The following is a 21978-nucleotide window of genomic DNA, read 5'->3' as shown; positions in this document are numbered from 1 at the left end:
CCTCATCATGTTAATCTTTTAATTTATAGATTTCACTGTATTTTTCTTTAAGATATTCGGTATAATATTTGGGGTTAAAAGGTTCACCTGTTGTTTTTTCTATGATCTCTGATGGATTGAGCAGACGACCATGTTGATGAATATGGGTTCTTAACCAATCTTTGATCCTAGAAAAATCACCTTTTTTAAGGTCTTCCGATAAATCAAACTCTTTACGCATAGCATGAGCAAATTGGGAAGCATAAGCACTACCTAAAGCATAAGATGGGAAATAACCAAATAAACCTTCTGACCAATGGACATCTTGTAACACACCTTCAGCATCATTTTCAGGTATAAGCCCCATATATTCCTCATATTTTTTATTCCATAAAGCGGGCAAATCCTTAACAAGTACCTTGTTTTCGATGAGCAGTTTTTCAATTTCATAACGAATCATAATGTGCAATGAATATGTTAATTCATCTGCTTCAATACGTATAAGTGATTGTTCCGATTTATTCACAGCAAGGTAGAAATCATATAAAGATAGGTCTTTTAAGTTTTCTGGAAATGCTTCTTTAAAAATAGGGAAGAAATAAGCCATAAAAGGATAGGAGCGTCCTATAATATTTTCAAAAAAGCGAGATTGAGATTCATGAATACCCATGGATGTTCCTGTTCCAAGTGTTGAAAAATCCAATGCTTCACCAATATTTTGCTCGTAGATACCATGTCCACCTTCATGAATGGTACTATAAATAGCAGAAAAAGGATTATGTTCAAAATAGCGTGTCGTAACACGTACATCATGACGATTAAAATTTGTTGTGAACGGGTGAACACTCTTAGCCATGATGCCGGAATCCATGTCAAAGCCAATAGCTTTTAATAAATCTTTATTAAGTGCTTCTTGTTTATCAATAGGATAGCTAAGTTTTGTAAAGTCATTATTGACCTTTACATGGGATGCATTGATTTTAGTCACCAAAGGAACGATGGTATGTTTTAATTCACTAAAGAACTCGTCCAATTCATCTGTCGTTAGATTCTTTTCATAATCACCTAACAAAGTATTATAGGGGTGTTTTTGAAATCCTCGATATTCAATGAATTTTTTATTATAGTCAACGAGTTTCTCCAGATGGGGTGCAAAGATGGAGAAATCACTTTTTTCTTTAGCTTCTTCCCATGCCACACTAGCTTTTGCTTGATCTGCCGTATAAGCTTTATACATATCAACAGGAATTTTAGCTATTTTGTCGTATTCATTGCGAAATTCTTCTACCTTTCGTAATGTAACGAAATCTAGTGCATCTTTCTGCTCTGCCAATTCCTTTAATAGATTATCAAATGTTTCGTTTACAAGGGTTTGATAATATTCCCCAGTTAAAATAGAGAGTGTATTGGCTCTTCCTTCAACACTGTTTTTAGGAGCACCAGTAGCGGCATCCCAATAAATAATAGCCTGTGCATGATTAATGGCATGTAGCTTGTTATCAATGTCGTTCAGTTGTTTAATGGCATCCTTCATATCCATTGTCATCACCTCAATTATATTCTTATTCTTTTGTGACATGTGTGGTCATATACCACTTTCTCTATTATAACAATAAAAGGATAGATATGGAACCCTCTATATTTAATCTAAAAACCTGATTTTAGTTTATTTAAAAAATTATATTTCCAATAATGCCTGAAGGGCATAAGAAATCTAGAAGCATAAAATTGTTCTTGATAAATCCTTAGAGGTCATGTACAATATAAGAAGTTTAACGTGACTTTAACATGTTAATTTAATGAATCATGAGTAGGTGGAATAGACATGACAATTCGAGAAAATCTAATAAACAAGAAAAAAATAGTAATTAAAATAGGTTCCTCATCCATCACCCATTGTGAGACAGGTGAAATAGACTATGGACGTTTAGAAAAATTCATTCGAGAACTTATCAACTTAAAAAATATGGGGAAAGAAGTTGTTCTTGTCAGTTCTGGTGCTATTGCTGTTGGAACAAAAGTTATGAATTTAACGAAACGACCTTCTCTTATAGAAGAAAAACAGGCAGTTGCAGCTATTGGGCAAGCTAATCTTATGATGTGCTATCAGAAAATATTTGGTGAATACAATCAAAAAGTAGCTCAGATTCTCATCACAAAAGATTTAATGGATCACCCTGTACGCCGTCAGAATGCTCAAAACACTATCAATGCATTATTAAAGATGGGCGTTATTCCCATTGTTAATGAGAACGATACGGTCGCTACAGAAGAAATCGTATACGGGGATAACGATACTTTATCCGCTATTGTTGGATCGTTAATTACCGCCGACTTGCTGATACTACTATCTGATATTGATGGTTTATATAGTGAAGACCCTCGCAAGAATAATAAAGCCATGCATATACCAGAAGTAGAAGAAATAACAGAAGAAATTGAAAAAATGGCTGGTGGGGTTGGTTCCTGCGTGGGTACAGGTGGTATGGCTACCAAAATATGCGCGGCTCAAATTGCAACGGACCATGGGGTAGACATGATCATAGCCAATGCTGGTATGCATCATGTCATTGGTAAGATATTTGAAGGTAAGCCCATAGGAACGCTATTTATTGCCCATTAATAGCCATAAATGGGGGCTGTCTTAAAAAGCAAATAACGTCAATATCGTAGGCAACTATAAGAGGTTAAGCGTAAAGCGCAGCCATGGACGGCGGAGCGCAAGCCCTCTAAACACGGACGTTTAAGGGCCTGAGAAGCTTAACCTCTTATAGTTACCAAAAACTTCTAGCCAACAATTGCTTTTAATGAAACAGCCCCTTAGCGTTAACTGGTTTTATCAATAATGTTATTAATAGCTTTAACGGCCAATTCATTGGTTATCTCAATAACGGGAACATTTTTTTCTCTAATTTGATTATCTAAGTTATCAATGATGGAATTCAGTATCTTAGCGTCTTTTTCACTGGTTTTTTGTGCTTTTGAAAATTCCATATTCCATTCACTTTTAAGACTATCATGATATTTGCCTATATCTGGGTATTTATCTAGTTTAGCAAGGTATTTAATTTTATAGAGATAATATTTCAGCTTAATTAAACCTGATTTTTTATCATTTTCTTCTTTGGTTAGAATGTAACTGCAATACTTATACAAATCAGATGCTCGATTCTGTATAGCTAAATCATTATCTGTTAGCAGTAGTTCAGGATACTTTTTTAACAATTCTTCTTGTGGTAAAATAATTTCTGCGTCTTTTTCTTGTTGTTGAGCGTCACCACCGCCAGAACTCATATCGTCCCCGTTTTCAGAGGATTCTTTATCACCGGAACTGCCACCACTAGATTTACTTGAATCTTGTTCTCCACCAGATTGTTTTTGCTCCCCATCTTCTTTCCCACCACCAGCCATTTCTGTCAAAATTTTAATTTGACTCTTTTCTACATCAATGGCAACTTGTTGTATCTTCTGTTTATCTGCTTCATTACTAATGTTTTTACTTAATTCATTAATTAATGATTTGAAATCAACAGCATCAGGGTCATTATCGGCAACATAATAGACACCAACTTCATTGGCTTTTTCATGAAAATTTGTCAACTCATCATAGCATTTTATATAATCTTTATCTTCTAATAGTTTAATGATCTCATCGGTGATGTTGACAAGTTGATATTTTAGCGATTTACTGACTAATGATGTGTTTTTCTTGTCATCCTGTTTCGTCCCACATCCACTTGCAATGAGACATGTGATGATAAACAATACAAATAGTTTTTTTATCATATTTTTCACTCCAAAATGGTAAAATCTACGTCAATTAAAAGATTGTCATTATATTTACCAGGTTTATAAGTTGAATAGTGTCTAATCATAAAAGTATCTCATAGGATTATTTTTTACACAATCAACATTAATATATATTATTATTTGATATTCTTAAGAAAAAAATACAATTATATGTTGAAAAAAATTTTTATTGACTTATAATTAGTATTATCTTTATAAGCTTGGTAAAACTGGTAACAAAGACAAATTTAAAAAAATGTATGAAGATAGATGTGGAGGCAATTTATGGAACAGAAAAAATTAGATCGTATTAATGCTTTAGCTAAAAAAGCTAAAATAGAAGGGTTAACGGATGAAGAGAAAATAGAACAATCACTATTAAGAGATGAATACTTGTCCTTAGTACGTAAGAATTTTAAACATACCATGAAAACCATCAAGATCAAAGATCAAGATGGGAACATTCGACCTGTCGTACCTAAGAAAAAAAAATGAAGCAGATCATGAGACAAACCTATTTAGTACGTCGAAAAGCCATGTTGCCTAATGAGGTAAAAAACAAAGGGCACATCATAGGTCATAAGCTTGTTCATAGCAGTTATTACCAACAATGCACGAAGCTGTTTTGCTATGTTAGTCATGACCACGAAGTGGATACACGAGGTATTATACACCAAGCTTGGCAAGATAATAAAGAAGTGTATGTGCCAAAAGTTATGGGTAAAGGCCAGATGCTTTTTTATCCCATTACGTCAATGGAGGATTTAACAACAGGTAGATATGGTATATTAGAGCCCCAACCAACCATTGATCATATACCAACAAGAGACTCTTTGCTTATTATGCCAGGTGTTGTGTTTGATAAAAACAGGAATCGTATAGGGTACGGAGGCGGTTTTTATGATCGCTATTTAGCTAAATTACAAGAAAAACCTATGTTAATTGCCCTATGCTATAATAACCAACTTGTAGACGCATTGAAGCCCGACCCTTATGATATCAAACCAGACTACATACTCACAGAAGTAGGCTGGATAAAGTGAAAAGATAATCAATCCACATTAACCCTTTACTCTTGTAAAGGGTTAAAAAACGTGGTAAAATCGTTAATAAGTATGATGATGAAAAAGAGGTGAATCCAATGAATGAATTAATAAAAAAGGGTCAATTAGCCAATGAAGCAAAAATTGCTTTGGCTAACCTATCCTCAGTTGATAAAAATAAAGCCCTTGATAGGGTGGCTCATGCATTAATAGAGCATCAAGATGTACTGTTAGAAGCTAATCAACTAGATATAATGCATGCAGAAGAAAACGGTGTGAAGGGTACATTAATTGATCGCTTAACATTAACTGAAAGCCGTATTCATGCCATGGCTGAAGGCATAGCTAAAATTATCAAACTGGATGATCCCATAGGTGAAGTGCTAGGGATGAAAAAGCAGCCAAATGGCCTTGAAATAGGGCAAAGAGTTGTACCATTAGGCGTAATCGGTATTATTTACGAAGCAAGACCTAATGTAACGGTGGATGCCTTTGCACTATGTTTTAAGACAGGTAATGCTGTCATACTACGAGGTGGAAAAGAAGCCATTCATTCCAATATGAAAATTGTGGAAGTGATTCGTGAAGCTTTACGTCAAGTGGATATGCCAGTCGACGCAGTATCACTTATTGAAGATACCAGTCGAGAAACGGCAACTGACATGATGAAGCTAAATGACTATCTAGACGTATTAATTCCAAGAGGTGGTGCTGGACTTATCCAAGCAGTTGTTCATAACAGTACAGTTCCTGTTATAGAAACAGGGGTGGGAAATTGCCATATCTATGTGGATCAAGAGGCAGATCTTACCATGGCCACAGATATCCTTGTCAATGCAAAAACACAACGTCCAGGTGTATGTAATGCTTGTGAAAGCCTTGTGGTTCATGAAGCTGTTGCAGATGCATTTTTACCAGAGGCATGTACACAATTGAAAGCTTTTCAGGTAGATATTGTAGGTGATGCTTCCTCTCAACGTATTGTACCTACCATTGGGGCTGCAGAAGAAGCAGATTATGGTACGGAATATTTAGATTATAAATTATCCGTTAAGATTGTTAAGGACTTAGATGAAGCCATCAAACATATTAATCGTTACAACACCAAGCATTCAGAAGCCATTATAACAGAAAATTATACCCATGCAAGGCGGTTTCTTGATGAAGTTGATGCGGCAGCAGTCTATGTCAATGCATCCACACGCTTTACAGATGGTTTTGAGTTTGGTTTTGGTGCAGAAATTGGTATAAGTACTCAGAAGTTACATGCCAGAGGTCCAATGGGATTAAAAGAATTGACCACTACCAAGTACATTATCTACGGAAATGGTCAAATTAGAGTTTAAGTAGACATAATATAAGGCTTTTCACCCGTGGTTACTGAGTGAAAAGCCTTCTTGTTACATGTCTATTCTTCGCTCTCTTCTTGTTCAATTAATGTCAAGAATGTTTGGTAAACAAGTTCTAGCTCATCATCGTCATCAATATCTGTTAAGTCTACTTCTTCTTCATTAATGGCTGCATATCTGTAGAAAACGACTTCGTCTTCATCTTCAGGTAATAAAGCAATATATTCTTTATCTTCCACATCAAAAATACCAATCACTAAGCATTCTAGTGTTTCATCGTCATCAAAAGTTAACTTAATTTTGTCATGCTGGTGGTTGCAGCAGTCACCTTCATGATCATGGTTACATTCACATTCATGTTCATGTTGTTGGTCGTGGTCATGATTGCAGTTACATTCGTGTTTTTTGTCTTTACTCATATTATTCTCCTGTCTAAATAATGGAACCTTATGGTTCATTATATTCTTCAATTCAATAAATGGGTTTAGTACCTCTTTCATATTATATGATAAAATGTATTAGAATGAAAGTAAAATATAGGCAGTTTAGTAAAATATTTATAGATATTAATAGATTTCCCATTACAACAGAAAATATGCCGTTTTAGATAGACTCAATATGAATTGTGGGTACATTTAAGTTATTGTCATATACATACCCTACATAAAAAGGTATAATAAAAGAACAAAAAATATAGTCGTGAATTAGGAGACGTGAAGATACTCAAAATCTATCAATAGACAAGAAAAAACTTAAAATAAAGGAGACGAAGATATGGACATAAGAGAGATCATAGCTCATGAAATGGAAGAAAGATGCAAAAGTAGTGATAATATATTTGGTTACGGTATTTGGTCTCATCATATTGTGAGTGTAGTAAAATATGCTAAGATGTTAGCAGAAAAAATTGGAGCAGACATAGAGATTGTTGAAATAGCTGCTTTGCTCCATGATTATGCCAGTATCATTGATGAGCAATACATAAAGGACCATCATTTACATGGCGCTCGTGAGGCAGAACGTATTCTACGACATCTGAATTACCCTGAAGAGAAGATTGAGAAAGTGAAAGCATGTATCATTGCTCACCGTGGAAGTGTGCGAATCATGACAGATTTAAAAGAAGCCAGATGCTTAGCAGATGCAGATGCCATGGCCCATATTGTTCATGTACCATCTTTGCTGTATATGGTATATGTAAAGAAGCAACTGAGCATTGATGAGGGAGCTGCATGGGTTAGGGGAAAAATAGAAAGAAGCTGGAATAAATTAACGGATGAAGCTAAAGAAATGATAAGTGATCAGTATCAAAGTGCTATGCAAGTATTAGGTAAGTGTAAAGTAGATGAAGTTAATAATTAGAGCAATCGTTGTTAAATGCTACCAAAAATATAAAGGTCTCGTACTAAAATCCGACAAAAACAACAAAAAATATTTGACATCAACATGGAATTATGCTATTATTACTTCACAATAAAAATATGAACAAACACATACAGTTTATGGATTGTGACTGATTATGCAGGCAAGACCAAGATTGTTAATGTATAGCTCATGCTATAGATTAATGATATTGGTCTTTTTTATTGTCTTTATTAGGTGTGCAATAATAAGAGACAAAGATGAAAAAGGAGGAATATCATGAACAATGGATTTAAAACGGGCTTTCTATGGGGAGGAGCAACAGCTGCAAACCAGTGTGAAGGTGCTTACAATGAAGATGGCAAAGGATTGAGTACACAAGACGTCATGCCTCAAGGTATTATGGGTCCTATTACCGAAGTACCCACAGAAGATAATATGAAGCTTGTTGGTATTGATTTTTATCACCGTTATCAAGAAGATATTAAGCTTTTTGCTGAAATGGGATTTAAAGTATTTCGACTATCCATTGCATGGAGCAGAATTTTTCCAAAAGGTGATGAAATGGAGCCTAATGAATTAGGTCTTGAATTTTATGATAAAGTGTTTGATGAGTGTCTAAAACATGGTATAGAACCATTGGTTACCATTTCTCATTATGAAACACCATTGCATTTAGCTAAGGCGTACGACGGTTGGAGAAACCGGAAAATGATTGGCTTTTTTGAAAATTATGTACGTACTATATTTACACGTTATAAAGATAAGGTCAAATATTGGCTAACATTTAACGAAATTAATACCCTTCTACATGCTCCTTTTATGAGTGGTGGCATTATGACACCTAAGGAAGAATTATCCAAACAAGACTTATATCAAGCCATTCATCATGAGTTAGTGGCTAGCGCATTAGCAACGAAAATTGGTCATGAAATTATGCCAGATGCAAAGATTGGATGTATGGTAATTGCTTTACCTATTTATCCATTAACGCCCCATCCTGACGATATCATCAAAATGATGGCAACAGATAGAAGTAATTTGCTGTTTAGCGATATCCACGTTCGAGGTCAGTATCCATCCTATGCCAAGAGACTATTTGAAGAAAACAATGTGCATATCCACATGGAACCAGGGGATGAAGAAATACTTAAGCATACAGTTGATTTTATTTCATTTAGCTATTATTCAAGTGCTTGTGAAACAGCAGACCAAGATAAAAAAGCAAGTCAAGGAAATATCTTGTTGGGTACAAAGAATCCATATCTTAAAGCCAGTGAATGGGGATGGCAAATTGACCCACAAGGTTTACGCTATGTGCTGAATACATTATATGATCGCTATCAAAAACCTTTATTTATTGTTGAAAACGGTTTAGGTGCTGTTGATGAACTGGTGGAAGGCCCAGATGGTAGAAAGACGGTTATGGATGATTATCGTATTCAGTATCTCAACGATCATCTGGTTCAAATAAGAGAAGCTATTCACGATGGTGTGGACGTCATGGGCTATACAACTTGGGGGTGTATTGACCTTGTGAGTGCATCCACTGCTGAACTAAAAAAACGATATGGTTTTATTTATGTGGATAGGCATGATGATGGGAGTGGTACGTTGAAGCGATACAAGAAAAAATCATTTGAATGGTACAAAGAAGTTATCGCTACGAATGGGGAGTCTTTACAAAACTAGGAGGAATAACGAATGGATAGCAAATATGAAGGCTTAGCAAGAACAATCATCAAACATGTAGGTGGAAAATCAAATGTAATAAGTGTAACCCACTGTGCTACACGACTGCGGTTCAAATTAAAAGATGAAAGTAAAGCCAATAGTGATGTCTTAAAAAATACAGAAGGTATTATCACAGTGATGCAGAGTGGTGGACAATATCAAGTGGTTATTGGCAAAACGGTATCCCATGTTTATGAAGTAGTCAACAAGATATGTGGTTTGGGAGATGGCTCCTCATCTGGACAAGATGTTAACGGGAAAAAGCTGAGTCCTGGAGCTGCATTTATTGATATCATTACCGGCGTCTTTTTACCAGCCTTAGGGGTATTGGCTGCAACAGGTATGATTAAAGGCTTATTAGCTCTTTTTACATACTTTGGTGCATTAACAACAGAAAGCGGCACTTATCAACTGCTTTATGCGGTTGCAGATGGGTTCTTCCATTATCTACCCATTATTTTAGGATATACAGCAGCTAAAAAATTCAATGTGAATGTGTTTGTTGGGATGGCTCTTGGTGGTTCATTATTGTATGTTGATGACGTTCTCGTCATGGCTGGTAAGGAAGCTATATCAACCCTGTTTTCATCAACACCTTTTGCAATGAATGTATACGGTGAGTTTCTTGGGTTACCCATCACGCTTCCAGCAAGCGGCTATGCTACATCAATTGTTCCCATTATTATGGCAGTTTTTATAGCGAGTAAAGTTGAAAAATTCATGAAAAAAGTCATGCCGGATTCCGTAAAAACATTTTTAGTTCCCTTGTTTACATTAGCCATATGTACACCATTTACATTTATCGTTGTAGGACCCATTTCATCTGTCTTAACATCACTAGTAGGTATCATAACATCTTCAGCATTTAGCTTGAGTCCTGTCTTCGCAGGTATATTAGTTGGTGGTTTATGGCAAGTATTGGTTATTTTTGGTTTACACTTGGGTATGGTACCAATTGTAATGATGAATTTTGCTACCCTTGGTTATGACTTTATATTGTCACCATTCTTTGCTGCAACATTTGCACAGACTGCAGTTGTATTAGCGATCATGCTAAAAACGAAAGATCAAAAGTTACGTTCATTATGTATTCCTTCCTTTATTTCTGGTATTTTTGGTGTAACAGAGCCAGCTATATACGGGATTACCTTGCCACGTAAGAAACCGTTTATCATTTCTTGTATCGGTGCTGCCATTGGCGGCGCTATCATTGGGGCTGCAGGCGTTAAAAGTTATATGGTTGCTGGGATGGGTATCTTTGGATTTACAGCTTATATTAATGGTGCAACCAATGATATCTCGGGTATGATATGGGCAATTATTGCTTGTGGTGTGGCAATTGTATTTTCTTTTGTCGTTACTTATGTCCTATACAAAGATAAAAAGAAAAATGACTTACCAGAAAAGCAAACGCCTACAGGCGAAACCATTCATTTGAATAGTCCTATAAATGGAGAAGTGATTCCACTGACAGATGTTGATGATGCTGCTTTTTCTAGTGGTGCATTAGGTAGTGGCGTAGCTATTCTCCCTCAAAATGGGCAACTCATAGCACCGGAGGATGGTGTTATTGTATCACTATTTAATACCAATCATGCTATAGGTATACATACGGATAGTGGTGCTGAGATGTTGATCCATATTGGTGTGGATACAGTTCAATTAGAAGGAAAATACTTTAACGCTCAAGTGAAACAAGGAGACCGTGTTAAAAAAGGACAAGTTCTTTTAACATTTGATATAGAAGCCATTAAAAAAGAAGGTTATTCTGTAACAACACCTGTTCTCATCACGAATGCTGACCAATATGCAGATGTGGTATTTGATATTGGTCAACAAGTGACGATACACGATGAATTAATAACGCTTATAGTATAAAAAAACCTATTTAGCTATTGCTTATTGACAGTTCTGGCAATAAGTGATAGCTTTGAATAGAAGGCAAGCACATCAATAATAAAACCTAGGTGATTATATGAAGATCAAGAAGGTATTAAATAATAATGCTGTAATTGCTATAAATGATAAACGTGAAGAGGTTGTTATTACAGGACTTGGGCTGGCTTTTCAGAAAAAGTCTGGCGATAACCTTGATCAAAATAAAATTGAACGTATTTTTAGAATGGAAAGCAAAGAAATTTCTAGAAAGTTTCGTGATTTAATACACGAAATACCCATTGAATATGTTGAGGCAACAGATGAAATTATTACATGTGCCAAAGATAACTTAAACGTAAGCTTAAATGAAAATATTCATATTACCCTAACAGATCATATTAGTTTTGCCATCGAACGTATACGTAATCATATTAACATCACCAATCCAATGGTTTGGGAGATTAAACGTTTCTATATGGATGAGTATACAGTTGGAATGAAGGCAATAGATATTATTGAAGAACGGCTTGGTGTTCGCTTACCTCAAGATGAAGCTGCATCCATTGCCATGCACATTGTGAATGCAGAATTGAACGAAGAAATGCCCCGAGTCATGAACATGATAAAAATCATACAAGATTCACTAAACATCATAAAATATCATTTTGGGATTGAATTAGAAGAGGATTCATTACATTACCAACGCTTAGTCACCCATTTGAAATTTTTTGCACAACGTATTATAACATATCATGATAAACATGCTGTACAAGCAAAAGATCACTTATTTGATATTATTCATAAGCAGTACCCTGAGGCATACAAATGTGCCGCAAAGATAGAAAAGTATGCAAGGGAAAAATATAATTTTGTTTTATCCCAGTCAGAAATGACTTATTTGATTGTGCATATTGAACGGGTCGTTCAAGCTTAGAATAACTTGTTGGATGATAACAAGGAGATTAGGAATGAAGAAAACAAAACACACTAAGTATGAATTAATATGTCTTGATTTAGATGGTACACTATTAGCTTCAAATCATCGCATGAGTGAACGAACCATAAAAACATTGCGTCAAGTTGAAAAGCTAGGCGTCAAGATTGCCATTGTGACAGGGCGTCCAGGATATGACGCCCAGTATCATGCAAAGCTCATTGGCAACCAAACCTATTATGTAGGTTCCAATGGAACGGTTGCAGGCTGTGTTGGGAAGGATGACATTATTTTTGAAGAATCCATATCAAAAGAACGCCTAGAGCTATTGAGGCTCATTTCAAAGCAAATTGGTGTAAAACCAGTACTTTTGACCAAAGATCAAACCATTATTCATGGTTTTAAAGATTTTATTATGCACAAATTAATGAGTAAAATATTTCCTCATGATCGAGGGAAACACATGAAATATATACCAAATGCTCATCGTTTTTACACATGGATGAGAGAAGAAAAAACATCTATTCAAAAAGCTATGTTTTTTATTTCGGATAGAAAAAAGGCTGCTAATGCCAAAAAAGTCTTAGCAGCATATCCAGATTTTGAAGTAGCCGTTACGTCAGACATTTGTTTTGAAATGACTGAGAAAGGCATGCATAAAGGTCATGGTGTTAAGAAACTCATAGAACATATACATATACCAGTAGAAAAAGTAATCGCTTTTGGTGATAGTGAAAATGATCGTGCCATGTTAAAGTATGTGGGTCATGGTGTTGCTATGGGAAATGCACCAGACAATATTAAAGCCATTGCTAAGACAATAGCAGATACTAATGATGAAGATGGTGTGGCTAAGGTGCTACAGGAAATATATGCATTGGATTAAGAAATAATGAATTAAAGGAGAGACATATTCTATGTATACAGCAAATGTTACGATTATAAACAAATCAGGATTACATGCAAGGCCAGCAGGAAACTTCGCTAAACTTGCCAAAACCTTTGAATCAGATATAAAGCTGACTTTCAACAATAAAGAAAGTGTAGCAAAATCCATACTGGGTGTGATGGGTCTCAATATAAACAAAGGGGATATGGTAGAACTATCAGCCCAAGGAATAGATGAAAAAGAAGCTGTGGAAACCCTTGTAGAATTTATCAAAGACGGATGTGGTGAATAGCATGTTAAAAGGCATTGCAGCATCAAATGGTTTTGCCATCGGCAAAGCTTTTTTGATGACGAAAAAGGGGATACACATTGATGAGGAAAAAGCAGAATCAATGGATGATGAGTTAAATCGATTAAGAGATACCGTGTCTAAAACTTTGGTTGAGCTGGATAATATTTATAACAAAACAAAGATAGACATTGGGGATAAAGAAGCAATGATTTTTGAAAGTCATAAGATGATGCTGGAAGACCCAGAATACATTGCTCATATTAAGAAAAATATTCAAGAAAAACAGCATCAAGTTCCATATGCCATTCAAAAAGCAACCGATTTTTATGTGGATATTTTTGAAAAGATGGATAACCCATATATGCGTGAACGTGCAGTGGATATTAAAGATGTGGCTGACCGTATGATACGAATTAGCCTTGGGGAATCTACAGAAATATGTCATCTGACGGATCAGGTTATTCTGATAGCAAGAGATTTGACACCTTCTGATACAGCTGAACTGGATAAGTCAAAAGTGAAAGCATTTGTAACACAAGTTGGTTCAACAACATCCCATAGTGCTATCATGGCACATAGTATGGGTATACCTGCAGTTGTGGGCTGCCAGCTTGTTGATAAGATTAGTGATGGCGATTTATTGATTGTGGATGGCTTTACGGGTAATATTATCATAAATCCAGAAAAAAAGGTCATACAAGCATATGAACGTCAATTAGAAACATATCAAGAGGAAGTAAAAGCCCTAAAAAAATATAAACCTCTTAGGTTTAACTATACATCAGGACGTCATGTTTCTGTAGCTGGAAACATAGGCTCTATTGATGACTTAGAATTGCTTCTTGAACAAGGGACCGAGGGTATTGGCTTGTTTCGAACAGAATTCTTATTCATGGGTCGAACTGAAATGCCAAGTGAAGAGGAGCAATTTGAAATCTATAAACATGTGGCTGAAACCATGAAAGATAAACCTGTTATTATTCGTACTTTGGATATAGGGGGTGATAAAATAATACCCTATATGAACATGCCAGATGAAGAAAATCCATTTATGGGGTTAAGGGCACTGCGATTATGTTTTAAAGAGATTGAAGTATTCAAAACCCAGTTAAGAGCCATTTTACGAGCTGGATATTATGGGAATATTCACATTATGTTTCCTATGATTGGTGCTATGGATGAGCTTTTAAAAGCAAAAACTATTTTGGAAACGTGTAAACATACGTTACTGGAACAAGGTATTCCACTTAGTAACCATTTGCCAGTGGGTATGATGATTGAGATACCAGCTGCAGCAATATGTGCCAGAGATTTTGCAAAAGAGGTTGATTTTTTTAGTATTGGTACCAATGATCTTATTCAATACACATTAGCAGTGGATCGTATGAATGTTGATGTTTCAGGACTATACAACCCATATCACCCTGGGGTATTGCATCTGATTCAATCCACCATCCAAGCAGCACATGAAGCTGGTATTTGGTGTGGGATGTGTGGTGAGATGGCTTCTGACATAGAAGCTACCAGTCTTTTAGCTAAGATGGAACTGGATGAGTTTTCCGTAACAGGTAACGCCATCTTGAAAATAAAAGAGCAACTAAGTTACCAAACAAATATAACTGTGGAATGATAATATGTATATGCTTGATGGTACTTAAAAATATAGGTAACAAGTGTTTTTAACAGAAGTAGTATTAAGCTAATTAAGGTATAGCGATAACTTCCATATAATATACTTGAAGGGGTGATTTATAGTGAATCACCCCTTTGATATATTTCTCATTTTCTTTAGGTATTGAATTCCATACACCCGTTATAGGATATAGCTTCATAAAGGATTTTACCTCCTTTTATAAGAGTAACTTTTATTTTAGAAGACATGCTTTCTACTATTTTACGATTCATATCCCCATTTTTGGGAGCGATTAACACATTTCCATCATCACACATGGACCTAATCTGTAAAATAAGATGATCTTGATGAATTTCTACGAATACTTTATTTTTTGAACAGGATAACTTTGCAATTTTACCTTTCAAGTAAGTTGTAAATCGGTATTCTTTATTATCGATATACAATACACAGAGAAAGCCCAAAAAAGTTTTTTTCAAAAAGGGTATGGAGGCTATGGAGCACATAAGAGAAGCTTGTTGGTTATGATAGGTATTGGCATGAATCCATACCCACTGATTTGGAAATGAGGTACCAAAATCTTTCTCTAAATAACCGGTACCTCCAGTAAAATCAATGTAACGGTTATTTACTTTTAAGTATCCCTTTAATGTATGATGAAGACTAATAATACTGTGAAAGCATTCCATAAATGGAATGTAACGATAATAGCCCATAATGGTTGGCATCTTTGATGTTCTAACAATATCAGTAAAAAAGCCAAAGGTTAACGCCCCTGTAATGGTATCTTTCTTATGATGCATGTTAATGGACATACCACGGTCGGAGAACTGACACCCACCAATACGTATAGAAAAGGGTTTATCCGAATATGAAAATGAACGAATAGCATAGGGTTTATATAGAGGCAGCTGACCGCTATTATCGACAAATTGAATAAAGGCATGGCGTTTATACCTAGAACCACCTGTTGAAATACCAGGTATAAAAGCACAAGTATAATCATTATCTGAATTAACTAATTTATAGTACCAGCCCTCAAAATAATTTTTTTTGGAAATATCTCCTTGAAGGCATATGGGATTTTTAAATGTATAATATCTATTCTTCTTCATCATCTACTCCTCATCATCTGATGGGTGACGAACGACAACATGGAGAGGTTTTAGTTCCTTATTTGCAGGACCATCAATAAATGAACCGTCATAATTGAACCTTGAGCCATGGCAAGGGCAATCCCAAGTCTTTTCTGCTTCATTAAATGTAACGTTACACTTCATATGGGGACAAGTTGGATCAAGAAAATAGTATTGATTATCATGATCTCTATATACAGCTACTTTCATATGGTCCAATTTAATAATGGCTCCTTGACCTTGCTCGATATGTGCAATATCTTGATGACTTACTTTAAAATGACTGGATATAAAATTTCCTGCATTCCTAATGGAATCAGCTACTAAATTCTTAAAACCAGATACAGTCATGTGCCGTGATGGACTAAATACCTCTTGCCAAGGGTTACTTCCATGTTTAATAAGGTCAAAAATAATGAGTCCAGCTACCGTACCGTTACTCATTCCCCATTTACCATAGCCTGTTCCAACATAAATATCTTTATAATCTTCGGACAATAAGCCAATATAGGGCACATAATCGATGGTTATATAGTCTTGGGCTGACCAATTATAGGCAACGGACATATCTGGATAGAGTTCATCTGCATAATCATGAAGGGTCTTGTAACGTAATGTTTCATCTTGTCCATGACCTGTTTTATGAGATTCTCCACCTAGCAATAAGAGTTGATGATCTTCTGTATTTGCATAACGAAAAGAGCGGACATGACGGTCACAATTGATATACATACCACTATTTAGTATAGAGTTTCTGCGGATACCTGTAACGTAAGATGTATAGGGTGACATACGTGCAAAGAACATATGCCCTTCTGTAAAACAAGGATAGTGAGTAGCTACTACAATATGTTTTGCAGTAATGGTATGCTTGTCCGTTTTTACAATTTTATGTTTTGGATCAAGTTCTACAGCTGGTGTCTTCTCATAGATAGCACCACCATGGTCAATGAATAGCTTCGCTAAACCTAAGATATATTTTCTAGGGTGAAACTGAGCTTGATCTGAAAAACGAATGCCTGTTATGATATTTATGGGTAGTTCAAGGGATTGGACAGCCTCAGCTGGCAAACCAAGACTTAATGCGGCTAGAAGTTCTTTGTTAACAGATGCTACATTATCATCATCTTGGGTATACACATAAGCAGGCTCCGTTGTGAAGTCACAATCAAGATGGTATTCATCAATTAGGTCAGCGATAAATCGTATGGCTTGTTGGTTAGCATTAGCATATTGTTTTGCAAGTTTTGGACCGTACAAATCCATAATATGGCCATAAATCAACCCATGTTCTGATGTTATTTTTCCTGTTGTATGTCCAGTAGTACCTAGGCATATTCTATTTTTTTCTATAAGAGCAGTTTGATAGCCCTCTTTTTGTAGCAAAAAAGCTGCTGTCATACCTGTTATACCTCCACCAATTACAAGGCAATCCACTTGAATGTCTTTATCAAGTGATTGATAATTTGTAGCAGGTGTGGATTTGATCCAATAAGATTCGTATTCATACATATATTTTTTCCCTCCTTGATACCTTTCATTATTACCAACTAACCCCTTAATTAGTCAATCAAACATACTTTGTGGAGGTTTCTATAAGTAAGAAATAATGAACAGAGTAGAATGATTGCCACATAGGCATGTAAGGGCCATCTAATGGCACTTATGATATGACACTTGTTTCATTTTATCATACTAAAAATCCGCTTGTATTAATTCGTAATCGTGGATACGAGTTCGCATTATTTTGAATATACTGTAGTAAATGTGTTCTTTGAAGCGTAATACGGACTCAAAGGAATATCTGTAAGTTAGATAAAGTATCATCAGATGAGGAGATGAGGATTAATTGCATGATGAAAGCAAGTGGATATCAATTGGTTGTTGTTGTGAACCATATCACAGAAGAAAAGATTACCTAAAGAAAATATATAAAAAAATAACCAATCCATGTTATGGGTTAAAAGAAATTAAGCGTGAAGTAGCAATTATAGAAAATTTAGTCACGAACCCAACCCACGGCTTAGTGGAAATTAAGTCGGAGTTAGAAGTGGTGGAAGAGTTAGTAACTAACCCTACCCACGGTTTAATTGAAATTAAGTCGGAAGTAGCAGTAATTGAAGAGCATGTTACCAACCCAACCCATGGTTTGATTGAAATTAAATCGGAAGTAGTGGTAATTGAAGAACATGTTACCAACCCAACCCATGGTTTGATTGAAATCAAATCCGAAATAGCTGTAATTGAAGAATTAGTAACGAATCCAACTCATGGCTTAGTAGAAATTAAGTCAGAGGTAAGCGTGATAGAAGAATTAGTGACGAATCCAACTCATGGCTTAGTGGAAATTAAGTCAGAGGTAAGCGTGATAGAAGAATTAGTGACGAATCCAACTCATGGCTTAGTGGAAATTAAGTCAGAGATAGCTGTGATAGAAGAGTTAGTAACCAATCCAACCCATGGTTTAGTAGAAATAAAATCAGAAGTAAGTGTGATAGAAGAGTTAGTAACGAATCCAACTCATGGTTTAATAGAAATAAAATCAGAAGTAAGTGTGATAGAAGAGTTAGTGACAAATCCAACTCATGGTTTAGTAGAAATAAAATCAGAAGTAAGTGTGATAGAAGAGTTAGTAACCAATCCAACTCATGGTTTAGTAGAGATTAAATCAGAAATAGTAGATATAGAACGTGTAATAAATAGTCCAACATATGGCTTGGTAGAAATTAAAAGTGAAGTTAGTAATATAGAATCTTTGCTAGAAAACCCAAGTTATGGATTGGAAGAGATTAAAAGTGAAGTTAGCAACATTGAGTCTATGCTAGAAAACACAAGTGTAGGGGCAGTTATATCTATACTAGAAAATCCAAGTTATGGTTTAGAAGAAATTAAGAGTGAAGTAAGTAATATCGAATCCTTACTAGAGAACCCAAGTTATGGTTTAGAGGAAATCAAAAGAGAAGTAAGTAATATTGAATCCTTGTTAGAAAATGCAAGCTTTGGTGTAGAAGAGATTAAGAGTGAAGTCATCAATATTGAATCTTTACTTGAAAATCCTAGTTATGGTCTGGAAGAAATCAAGAGCGAAGTCATTAATATAGAATCTTTGCTAGAAAACCCAAGTTATGGGTTAGAGGAAATTAAGAGCGAAGTAAGTAATATAGAGTCACTACTAGAAAATGCAAGTTTTGGTGTAGAAGAGATTAAGAGTGAAGTCATCAATATTGAATCACTGCTCGAAAATCCAAGTTATGGGTTAGAAGAAATTAAAAGTGAAGTAAGTAACATTGAATCTTTACTTGAGAATCCAAGCTATGGCTTAGAAGAGATTAAGAGTGAAGTAAGTAACATTGAATCTTTACTTGAAAATCCTAGTTATGGTTTAGAAGAAATCAAAAGAGAAGTAAGTAATATTGAATCTTTACTAGAAAATGCAAGTTTTGGTGTAGAAGAGATTAAGAGTGAAGTCATCAATATAGAATCTTTACTTGAAAATCCTAGTTATGGGTTAGAGGAAATTAAGAGTGAAGTTATTAACATTGAATCCTTGCTTGAGAATCCAAGCTATGGCTTAGAGGAAATCAAACGAGAAGTAAGCAACATTGAATCCTTGTTAGAAAATGCAAGCTTTGGTGTAGAAGAGATCAAGAGCGAAGTCATCAATATAGAATCTTTGCTAGAAAACCCAAGTTATGGGTTAGAGGAAATTAAGAGTGAAGTAAGTAACATAGAATCACTGCTAGAAAATCCAAGCTATGGTCTTGAGGAAATCAAAAGTGAAGTAAGTAACATAGAATCGTTACTGGAAAATCCAAGCTATGGATTAGAGGAAATTAAGAGCGAAGTAAGTAATATAGAGTCACTACTAGAAAATGCAAGCTTTGGTGTAGAAGAGATCAAGAGTGAAGTCATCAATATAGAATCTTTACTTGAAAATCCAAGTTATGGTCTTGAAGAAATCAAGAGTGAAGTAAGTAACATCGAATCCTTGCTAGAGAACCCAAGTTATGGCTTGGAAGAAATCAAAAGAGAAGTAAGCAATATTGAATCGTTACTAGAAAATGCAAGTTTTGGCGTAGAAGAGATTAAGAGCGAAGTTATCAATATAGAATCTTTACTTGAAAATCCAAGTTATGGTCTTGAAGAAATCAAGAGTGAAGTAAGTAACATCGAATCCTTACTCGAAAATCCAAGCTATGGTCTTGAGGAAATCAAAAGAGAAGTAAGTAATATTGAGTCATTACTGGAAAATGCAAGTTTTGGTGTAGAAGAGATTAAGAGTGAAGTCATCAATATAGAATCCTTACTAGAAAACCCAAGTTATGGGTTAGAGGAAATCAAGAGTGAAGTTATCAATATAGAGTCCTTACTCGAAAACCCAAGTTATGGCTTAGAAGAAATTAAAAGTGAAGTAAGTAATATTGAATCACTGCTCGAAAATCCTAGTTATGGCTTAGAAGAAATTAAGAGTGAAGTCATCAATATAGAATCCTTACTAGAGAACCCGAGCTATGGTTTGGAAGAAATTAAGAGTGAAGTAAGTAACATTGAATCATTATTAGAAAACCCAAGTTATGGTCTAGAGGAAATCAAACGAGAAGTTAGCAATATTGAATCATTGTTAGAGAATCCTAGTTATGGTCTAGAAGAAATTAAAAGTGAAGTCATCAATATAGAATCCTTACTAGAAAACCCAAGTTATGGGTTAGAAGAAATTAAAAGTGAAGTAAGTAATATTGAATCCTTACTAGAGAATCCAAGTTATGGCTTGGAAGAGATTAAAAGTGAAATAAGCAATATTGAGTCATTACTGGAAAATCCAAGTTATGGTCTTGAAGAGATTAAAAGCGAAGTAAGTAACATTGAATCTTTGCTCCAAAACCCAAGTTATGGTTTAGAGGAAATTAAGAGTGAAGTTATTAACATTGAATCCTTGCTTGAGAATCCAAGCTATGGCCTAGAGGAAATCAAACGAGAAGTAAGCAATATTGAATCATTGTTAGAGAATCCTAGTTATGGTCTGGAAGAAATTAAGAGTGAAGTAATCAATATAGAATCCTTACTAGAAAACCCAAGTTATGGCTTAGAAGAAATTAAAAGTGAAGTAAGCAATATTGAATCCTTGCTAGAGAATCCGAGCTATGGACTAGAAGAGATTAAGAGTGAAGTCATCAATATAGAGTCCTTGCTAGAGAATCCTAGTTATGGTCTGGAAGAAATCAAGAGTGAAGTCATTAACATCGAATCACTATTACAGAATCCAAGCTATGGCCTAGAGGAAATCAAGAGTGAAGTTTTAGCTATAGAAAGTTCAGTTAATAGTCCATCCTTTGGTTTATTTGAAATCAAAGCAGAAATAATTGAAATTATTGATGATATTCAAAACCCATCTTATGGGTTAGTAGAGATAAAAACGGAGATATTTACCATAGAAGAACTGGTAACGAATCCAACGCATGGATTAATAGAAATTAAATCAGAAGTGGCAGCTATTCTTGCTACGGTAGATGGAGATAGCAGAGATTTGACCACTGGACCAGTTGTTATGAGTGAAGAAACTCAAAGTTTAGTTGTGAAATTTATTAATAATACCACTATTGACCAACAGGTTACTGTGATTGTAATGAACTGGGGAGTATCGCCAAGAGTGCCACTTGTTGCCGCAGAAGTTATACCACTTTCAGCTCTATCATCTGATCATAGAATGTTTGATATATCAGCAGTTCCTGATGGACAATATGAAGTTAGGGTTTTAGGGGTTGCCGCTGGCGTTTATGTATGGACAGCAGGACGTGAAAATAATATCGCAGATCCGCTAAGTATTAGTTCATTCGTTGCTTCAAATACATTTAGGCATTCAGAATTTATTGCACTAAATGGACAGTTTACGTAAAAGTTAAATGCAATTAATGAAGTGGTTATAGAGCTTATATAACAATAAGCTCTATAACTCTAATAAA

The 21978-nt window shown here is 35.2% G+C and carries 17 protein-coding genes; 12 read left to right on the top strand and 5 right to left on the bottom strand.

The genetic code is table 11. The features are described from left to right. Positions 1-10: 10 nt before the first annotated feature. A complete protein-coding gene (locus HZI73_RS15080) occupies positions 11-1558 on the bottom strand; it encodes a carboxypeptidase M32 (RefSeq protein ID WP_212694207.1) in 1548 nt (515 codons plus the stop codon). A gap of 246 nt (positions 1559-1804) precedes the next feature. On the opposite strand from HZI73_RS15080, the gene proB reads away from it, so the two are divergent. Beyond that, a complete protein-coding gene (gene proB / locus HZI73_RS15075; RefSeq protein WP_212694206.1) occupies positions 1805-2602 on the top strand; it encodes a glutamate 5-kinase in 798 nt (265 codons plus the stop codon). A gap of 203 nt (positions 2603-2805) precedes the next feature. Here proB and HZI73_RS15070 read toward each other — a convergent pair whose 3' ends face one another. Beyond that, entirely contained in the window at positions 2806-3765 is a 960-nt protein-coding gene (locus tag HZI73_RS15070) for a hypothetical protein (RefSeq protein WP_212694205.1), read from the bottom strand. A gap of 288 nt (positions 3766-4053) precedes the next feature. Here HZI73_RS15070 and HZI73_RS15065 point away from each other — a divergent pair, with 288 nt between their 5' ends. From HZI73_RS15065 to HZI73_RS15055, 3 genes are all read left to right on the top strand, one after another. After that, the gene (locus HZI73_RS15065) at positions 4054-4263 is read left to right on the top strand and encodes a DUF896 domain-containing protein (RefSeq protein WP_212694204.1); all 210 of its coding nucleotides are present in this window, start codon (positions 4054-4056) and stop codon (positions 4261-4263) included. After that, entirely contained in the window at positions 4260-4811 is a 552-nt protein-coding gene (locus tag HZI73_RS15060; RefSeq protein WP_212694203.1) for a 5-formyltetrahydrofolate cyclo-ligase, read from the top strand. Before HZI73_RS15065 ends, HZI73_RS15060 begins: the two co-directional genes overlap by 4 nt. 98 nt (positions 4812-4909) lie before the next feature. Next, a complete protein-coding gene (locus tag HZI73_RS15055; RefSeq protein WP_212694202.1) occupies positions 4910-6157 on the top strand; it encodes a glutamate-5-semialdehyde dehydrogenase in 1248 nt (415 codons plus the stop codon). A 62-nt stretch (positions 6158-6219) separates the two neighbouring features. On the opposite strand, the gene HZI73_RS15050 is transcribed toward HZI73_RS15055, so the two are convergent. After that, positions 6220-6579: a DUF1292 domain-containing protein gene (locus HZI73_RS15050; RefSeq protein ID WP_212694201.1), complete on the bottom strand. Its 360-nt coding sequence runs from the start codon at positions 6577-6579 to the stop codon at positions 6220-6222. Positions 6580-6934: 355 nt separating this feature from the next. Between HZI73_RS15050 and HZI73_RS15045 the strand changes: the two genes are divergently transcribed. The 7 genes from HZI73_RS15045 (at position 6935) to ptsP (ending at position 14879) form a co-directional block, all read left to right on the top strand. Next, positions 6935-7522, top strand: a complete 588-nt coding sequence (locus tag HZI73_RS15045; RefSeq protein WP_212694200.1) for an HD domain-containing protein — start codon at positions 6935-6937, stop codon at positions 7520-7522. 279 nt (positions 7523-7801) lie between these two features. Continuing rightward, a complete protein-coding gene (locus tag HZI73_RS15040; RefSeq protein WP_212694199.1) occupies positions 7802-9214 on the top strand; it encodes a glycoside hydrolase family 1 protein in 1413 nt (470 codons plus the stop codon). Positions 9215-9226: 12 nt separating this feature from the next. Further along, the gene (locus tag HZI73_RS15035) at positions 9227-11134 is read left to right on the top strand and encodes a beta-glucoside-specific PTS transporter subunit IIABC (protein WP_212694198.1); all 1908 of its coding nucleotides are present in this window, start codon (positions 9227-9229) and stop codon (positions 11132-11134) included. A 97-nt stretch (positions 11135-11231) separates the two neighbouring features. Continuing rightward, the gene (gene licT / locus HZI73_RS15030; RefSeq protein WP_212694197.1) at positions 11232-12068 is read left to right on the top strand and encodes a BglG family transcription antiterminator LicT; all 837 of its coding nucleotides are present in this window, start codon (positions 11232-11234) and stop codon (positions 12066-12068) included. A gap of 34 nt (positions 12069-12102) precedes the next feature. Then, a complete protein-coding gene (locus tag HZI73_RS15025; RefSeq protein ID WP_212694196.1) occupies positions 12103-12954 on the top strand; it encodes a Cof-type HAD-IIB family hydrolase in 852 nt (283 codons plus the stop codon). Positions 12955-12985: 31 nt separating this feature from the next. Beyond that, positions 12986-13249 (top strand): HPr family phosphocarrier protein, encoded by a 264-nt coding sequence (locus tag HZI73_RS15020; protein ID WP_212694195.1) that lies wholly within the window; start codon positions 12986-12988, stop codon positions 13247-13249. Position 13250: 1 nt separating this feature from the next. Further along, on the top strand, positions 13251-14879 hold the full coding sequence (gene ptsP, locus HZI73_RS15015) for a phosphoenolpyruvate--protein phosphotransferase (RefSeq protein ID WP_212698825.1): 1629 nt from the start codon (positions 13251-13253) through the stop codon (positions 14877-14879). 158 nt (positions 14880-15037) lie between these two features. Here ptsP and HZI73_RS15010 read toward each other — a convergent pair whose 3' ends face one another. Both HZI73_RS15010 and HZI73_RS15005 read right to left on the bottom strand, forming a co-directional pair. Then, positions 15038-16000 (bottom strand): tocopherol cyclase family protein, encoded by a 963-nt coding sequence (locus tag HZI73_RS15010; protein ID WP_212694194.1) that lies wholly within the window; start codon positions 15998-16000, stop codon positions 15038-15040. After that, on the bottom strand, positions 16001-17530 hold the full coding sequence (locus HZI73_RS15005) for an FAD-dependent oxidoreductase (protein ID WP_212694193.1): 1530 nt from the start codon (positions 17528-17530) through the stop codon (positions 16001-16003). It abuts the gene before it with no gap. Positions 17531-17867: 337 nt separating this feature from the next. On the opposite strand from HZI73_RS15005, the gene HZI73_RS15000 reads away from it, so the two are divergent. Then, positions 17868-21911 carry a hypothetical protein gene (locus HZI73_RS15000; protein WP_212694192.1) on the top strand — a complete coding sequence of 1348 codons (4044 nt, stop codon included), beginning with the start codon at positions 17868-17870 and terminating at the stop codon, positions 21909-21911. Positions 21912-21978: the final 67 nt, after the last annotated feature.

Origin of the sequence: Vallitalea pronyensis, from assembly GCF_018141445.1 — a bacterium.
Classification (GTDB): domain Bacteria; phylum Bacillota; class Clostridia; order Lachnospirales; family Vallitaleaceae; genus Vallitalea; species Vallitalea pronyensis.
Note: the sequence above shows the minus strand (reverse complement) of the source record. Positions and strands in the feature narration are given on the sequence as shown.

What these genes read in the sequence shown, in the direction of transcription:
- HZI73_RS15080 (WP_212694207.1), bottom strand. Translation starts at nt 1,558, where the DNA reads ATGTCACAAAAGAATAAGAATATAATTGAGGTGATGACAATGGATATG.
- proB (WP_212694206.1), top strand. Translation starts at nt 1,805, where the DNA reads ATGACAATTCGAGAAAATCTAATAAACAAGAAAAAAATAGTAATTAAA.
- HZI73_RS15070 (WP_212694205.1), bottom strand. Translation starts at nt 3,765, where the DNA reads ATGATAAAAAAACTATTTGTATTGTTTATCATCACATGTCTCATTGCA.
- HZI73_RS15065 (WP_212694204.1), top strand. Translation starts at nt 4,054, where the DNA reads ATGGAACAGAAAAAATTAGATCGTATTAATGCTTTAGCTAAAAAAGCT.
- HZI73_RS15060 (WP_212694203.1), top strand. Translation starts at nt 4,260, where the DNA reads ATGAAGCAGATCATGAGACAAACCTATTTAGTACGTCGAAAAGCCATG.
- HZI73_RS15055 (WP_212694202.1), top strand. Translation starts at nt 4,910, where the DNA reads ATGAATGAATTAATAAAAAAGGGTCAATTAGCCAATGAAGCAAAAATT.
- HZI73_RS15050 (WP_212694201.1), bottom strand. Translation starts at nt 6,579, where the DNA reads ATGAGTAAAGACAAAAAACACGAATGTAACTGCAATCATGACCACGAC.
- HZI73_RS15045 (WP_212694200.1), top strand. Translation starts at nt 6,935, where the DNA reads ATGGACATAAGAGAGATCATAGCTCATGAAATGGAAGAAAGATGCAAA.
- HZI73_RS15040 (WP_212694199.1), top strand. Translation starts at nt 7,802, where the DNA reads ATGAACAATGGATTTAAAACGGGCTTTCTATGGGGAGGAGCAACAGCT.
- HZI73_RS15035 (WP_212694198.1), top strand. Translation starts at nt 9,227, where the DNA reads ATGGATAGCAAATATGAAGGCTTAGCAAGAACAATCATCAAACATGTA.
- licT (WP_212694197.1), top strand. Translation starts at nt 11,232, where the DNA reads ATGAAGATCAAGAAGGTATTAAATAATAATGCTGTAATTGCTATAAAT.
- HZI73_RS15025 (WP_212694196.1), top strand. Translation starts at nt 12,103, where the DNA reads ATGAAGAAAACAAAACACACTAAGTATGAATTAATATGTCTTGATTTA.
- HZI73_RS15020 (WP_212694195.1), top strand. Translation starts at nt 12,986, where the DNA reads ATGTATACAGCAAATGTTACGATTATAAACAAATCAGGATTACATGCA.
- ptsP (WP_212698825.1), top strand. Translation starts at nt 13,251, where the DNA reads ATGTTAAAAGGCATTGCAGCATCAAATGGTTTTGCCATCGGCAAAGCT.
- HZI73_RS15010 (WP_212694194.1), bottom strand. Translation starts at nt 16,000, where the DNA reads ATGATGAAGAAGAATAGATATTATACATTTAAAAATCCCATATGCCTT.
- HZI73_RS15005 (WP_212694193.1), bottom strand. Translation starts at nt 17,530, where the DNA reads ATGTATGAATACGAATCTTATTGGATCAAATCCACACCTGCTACAAAT.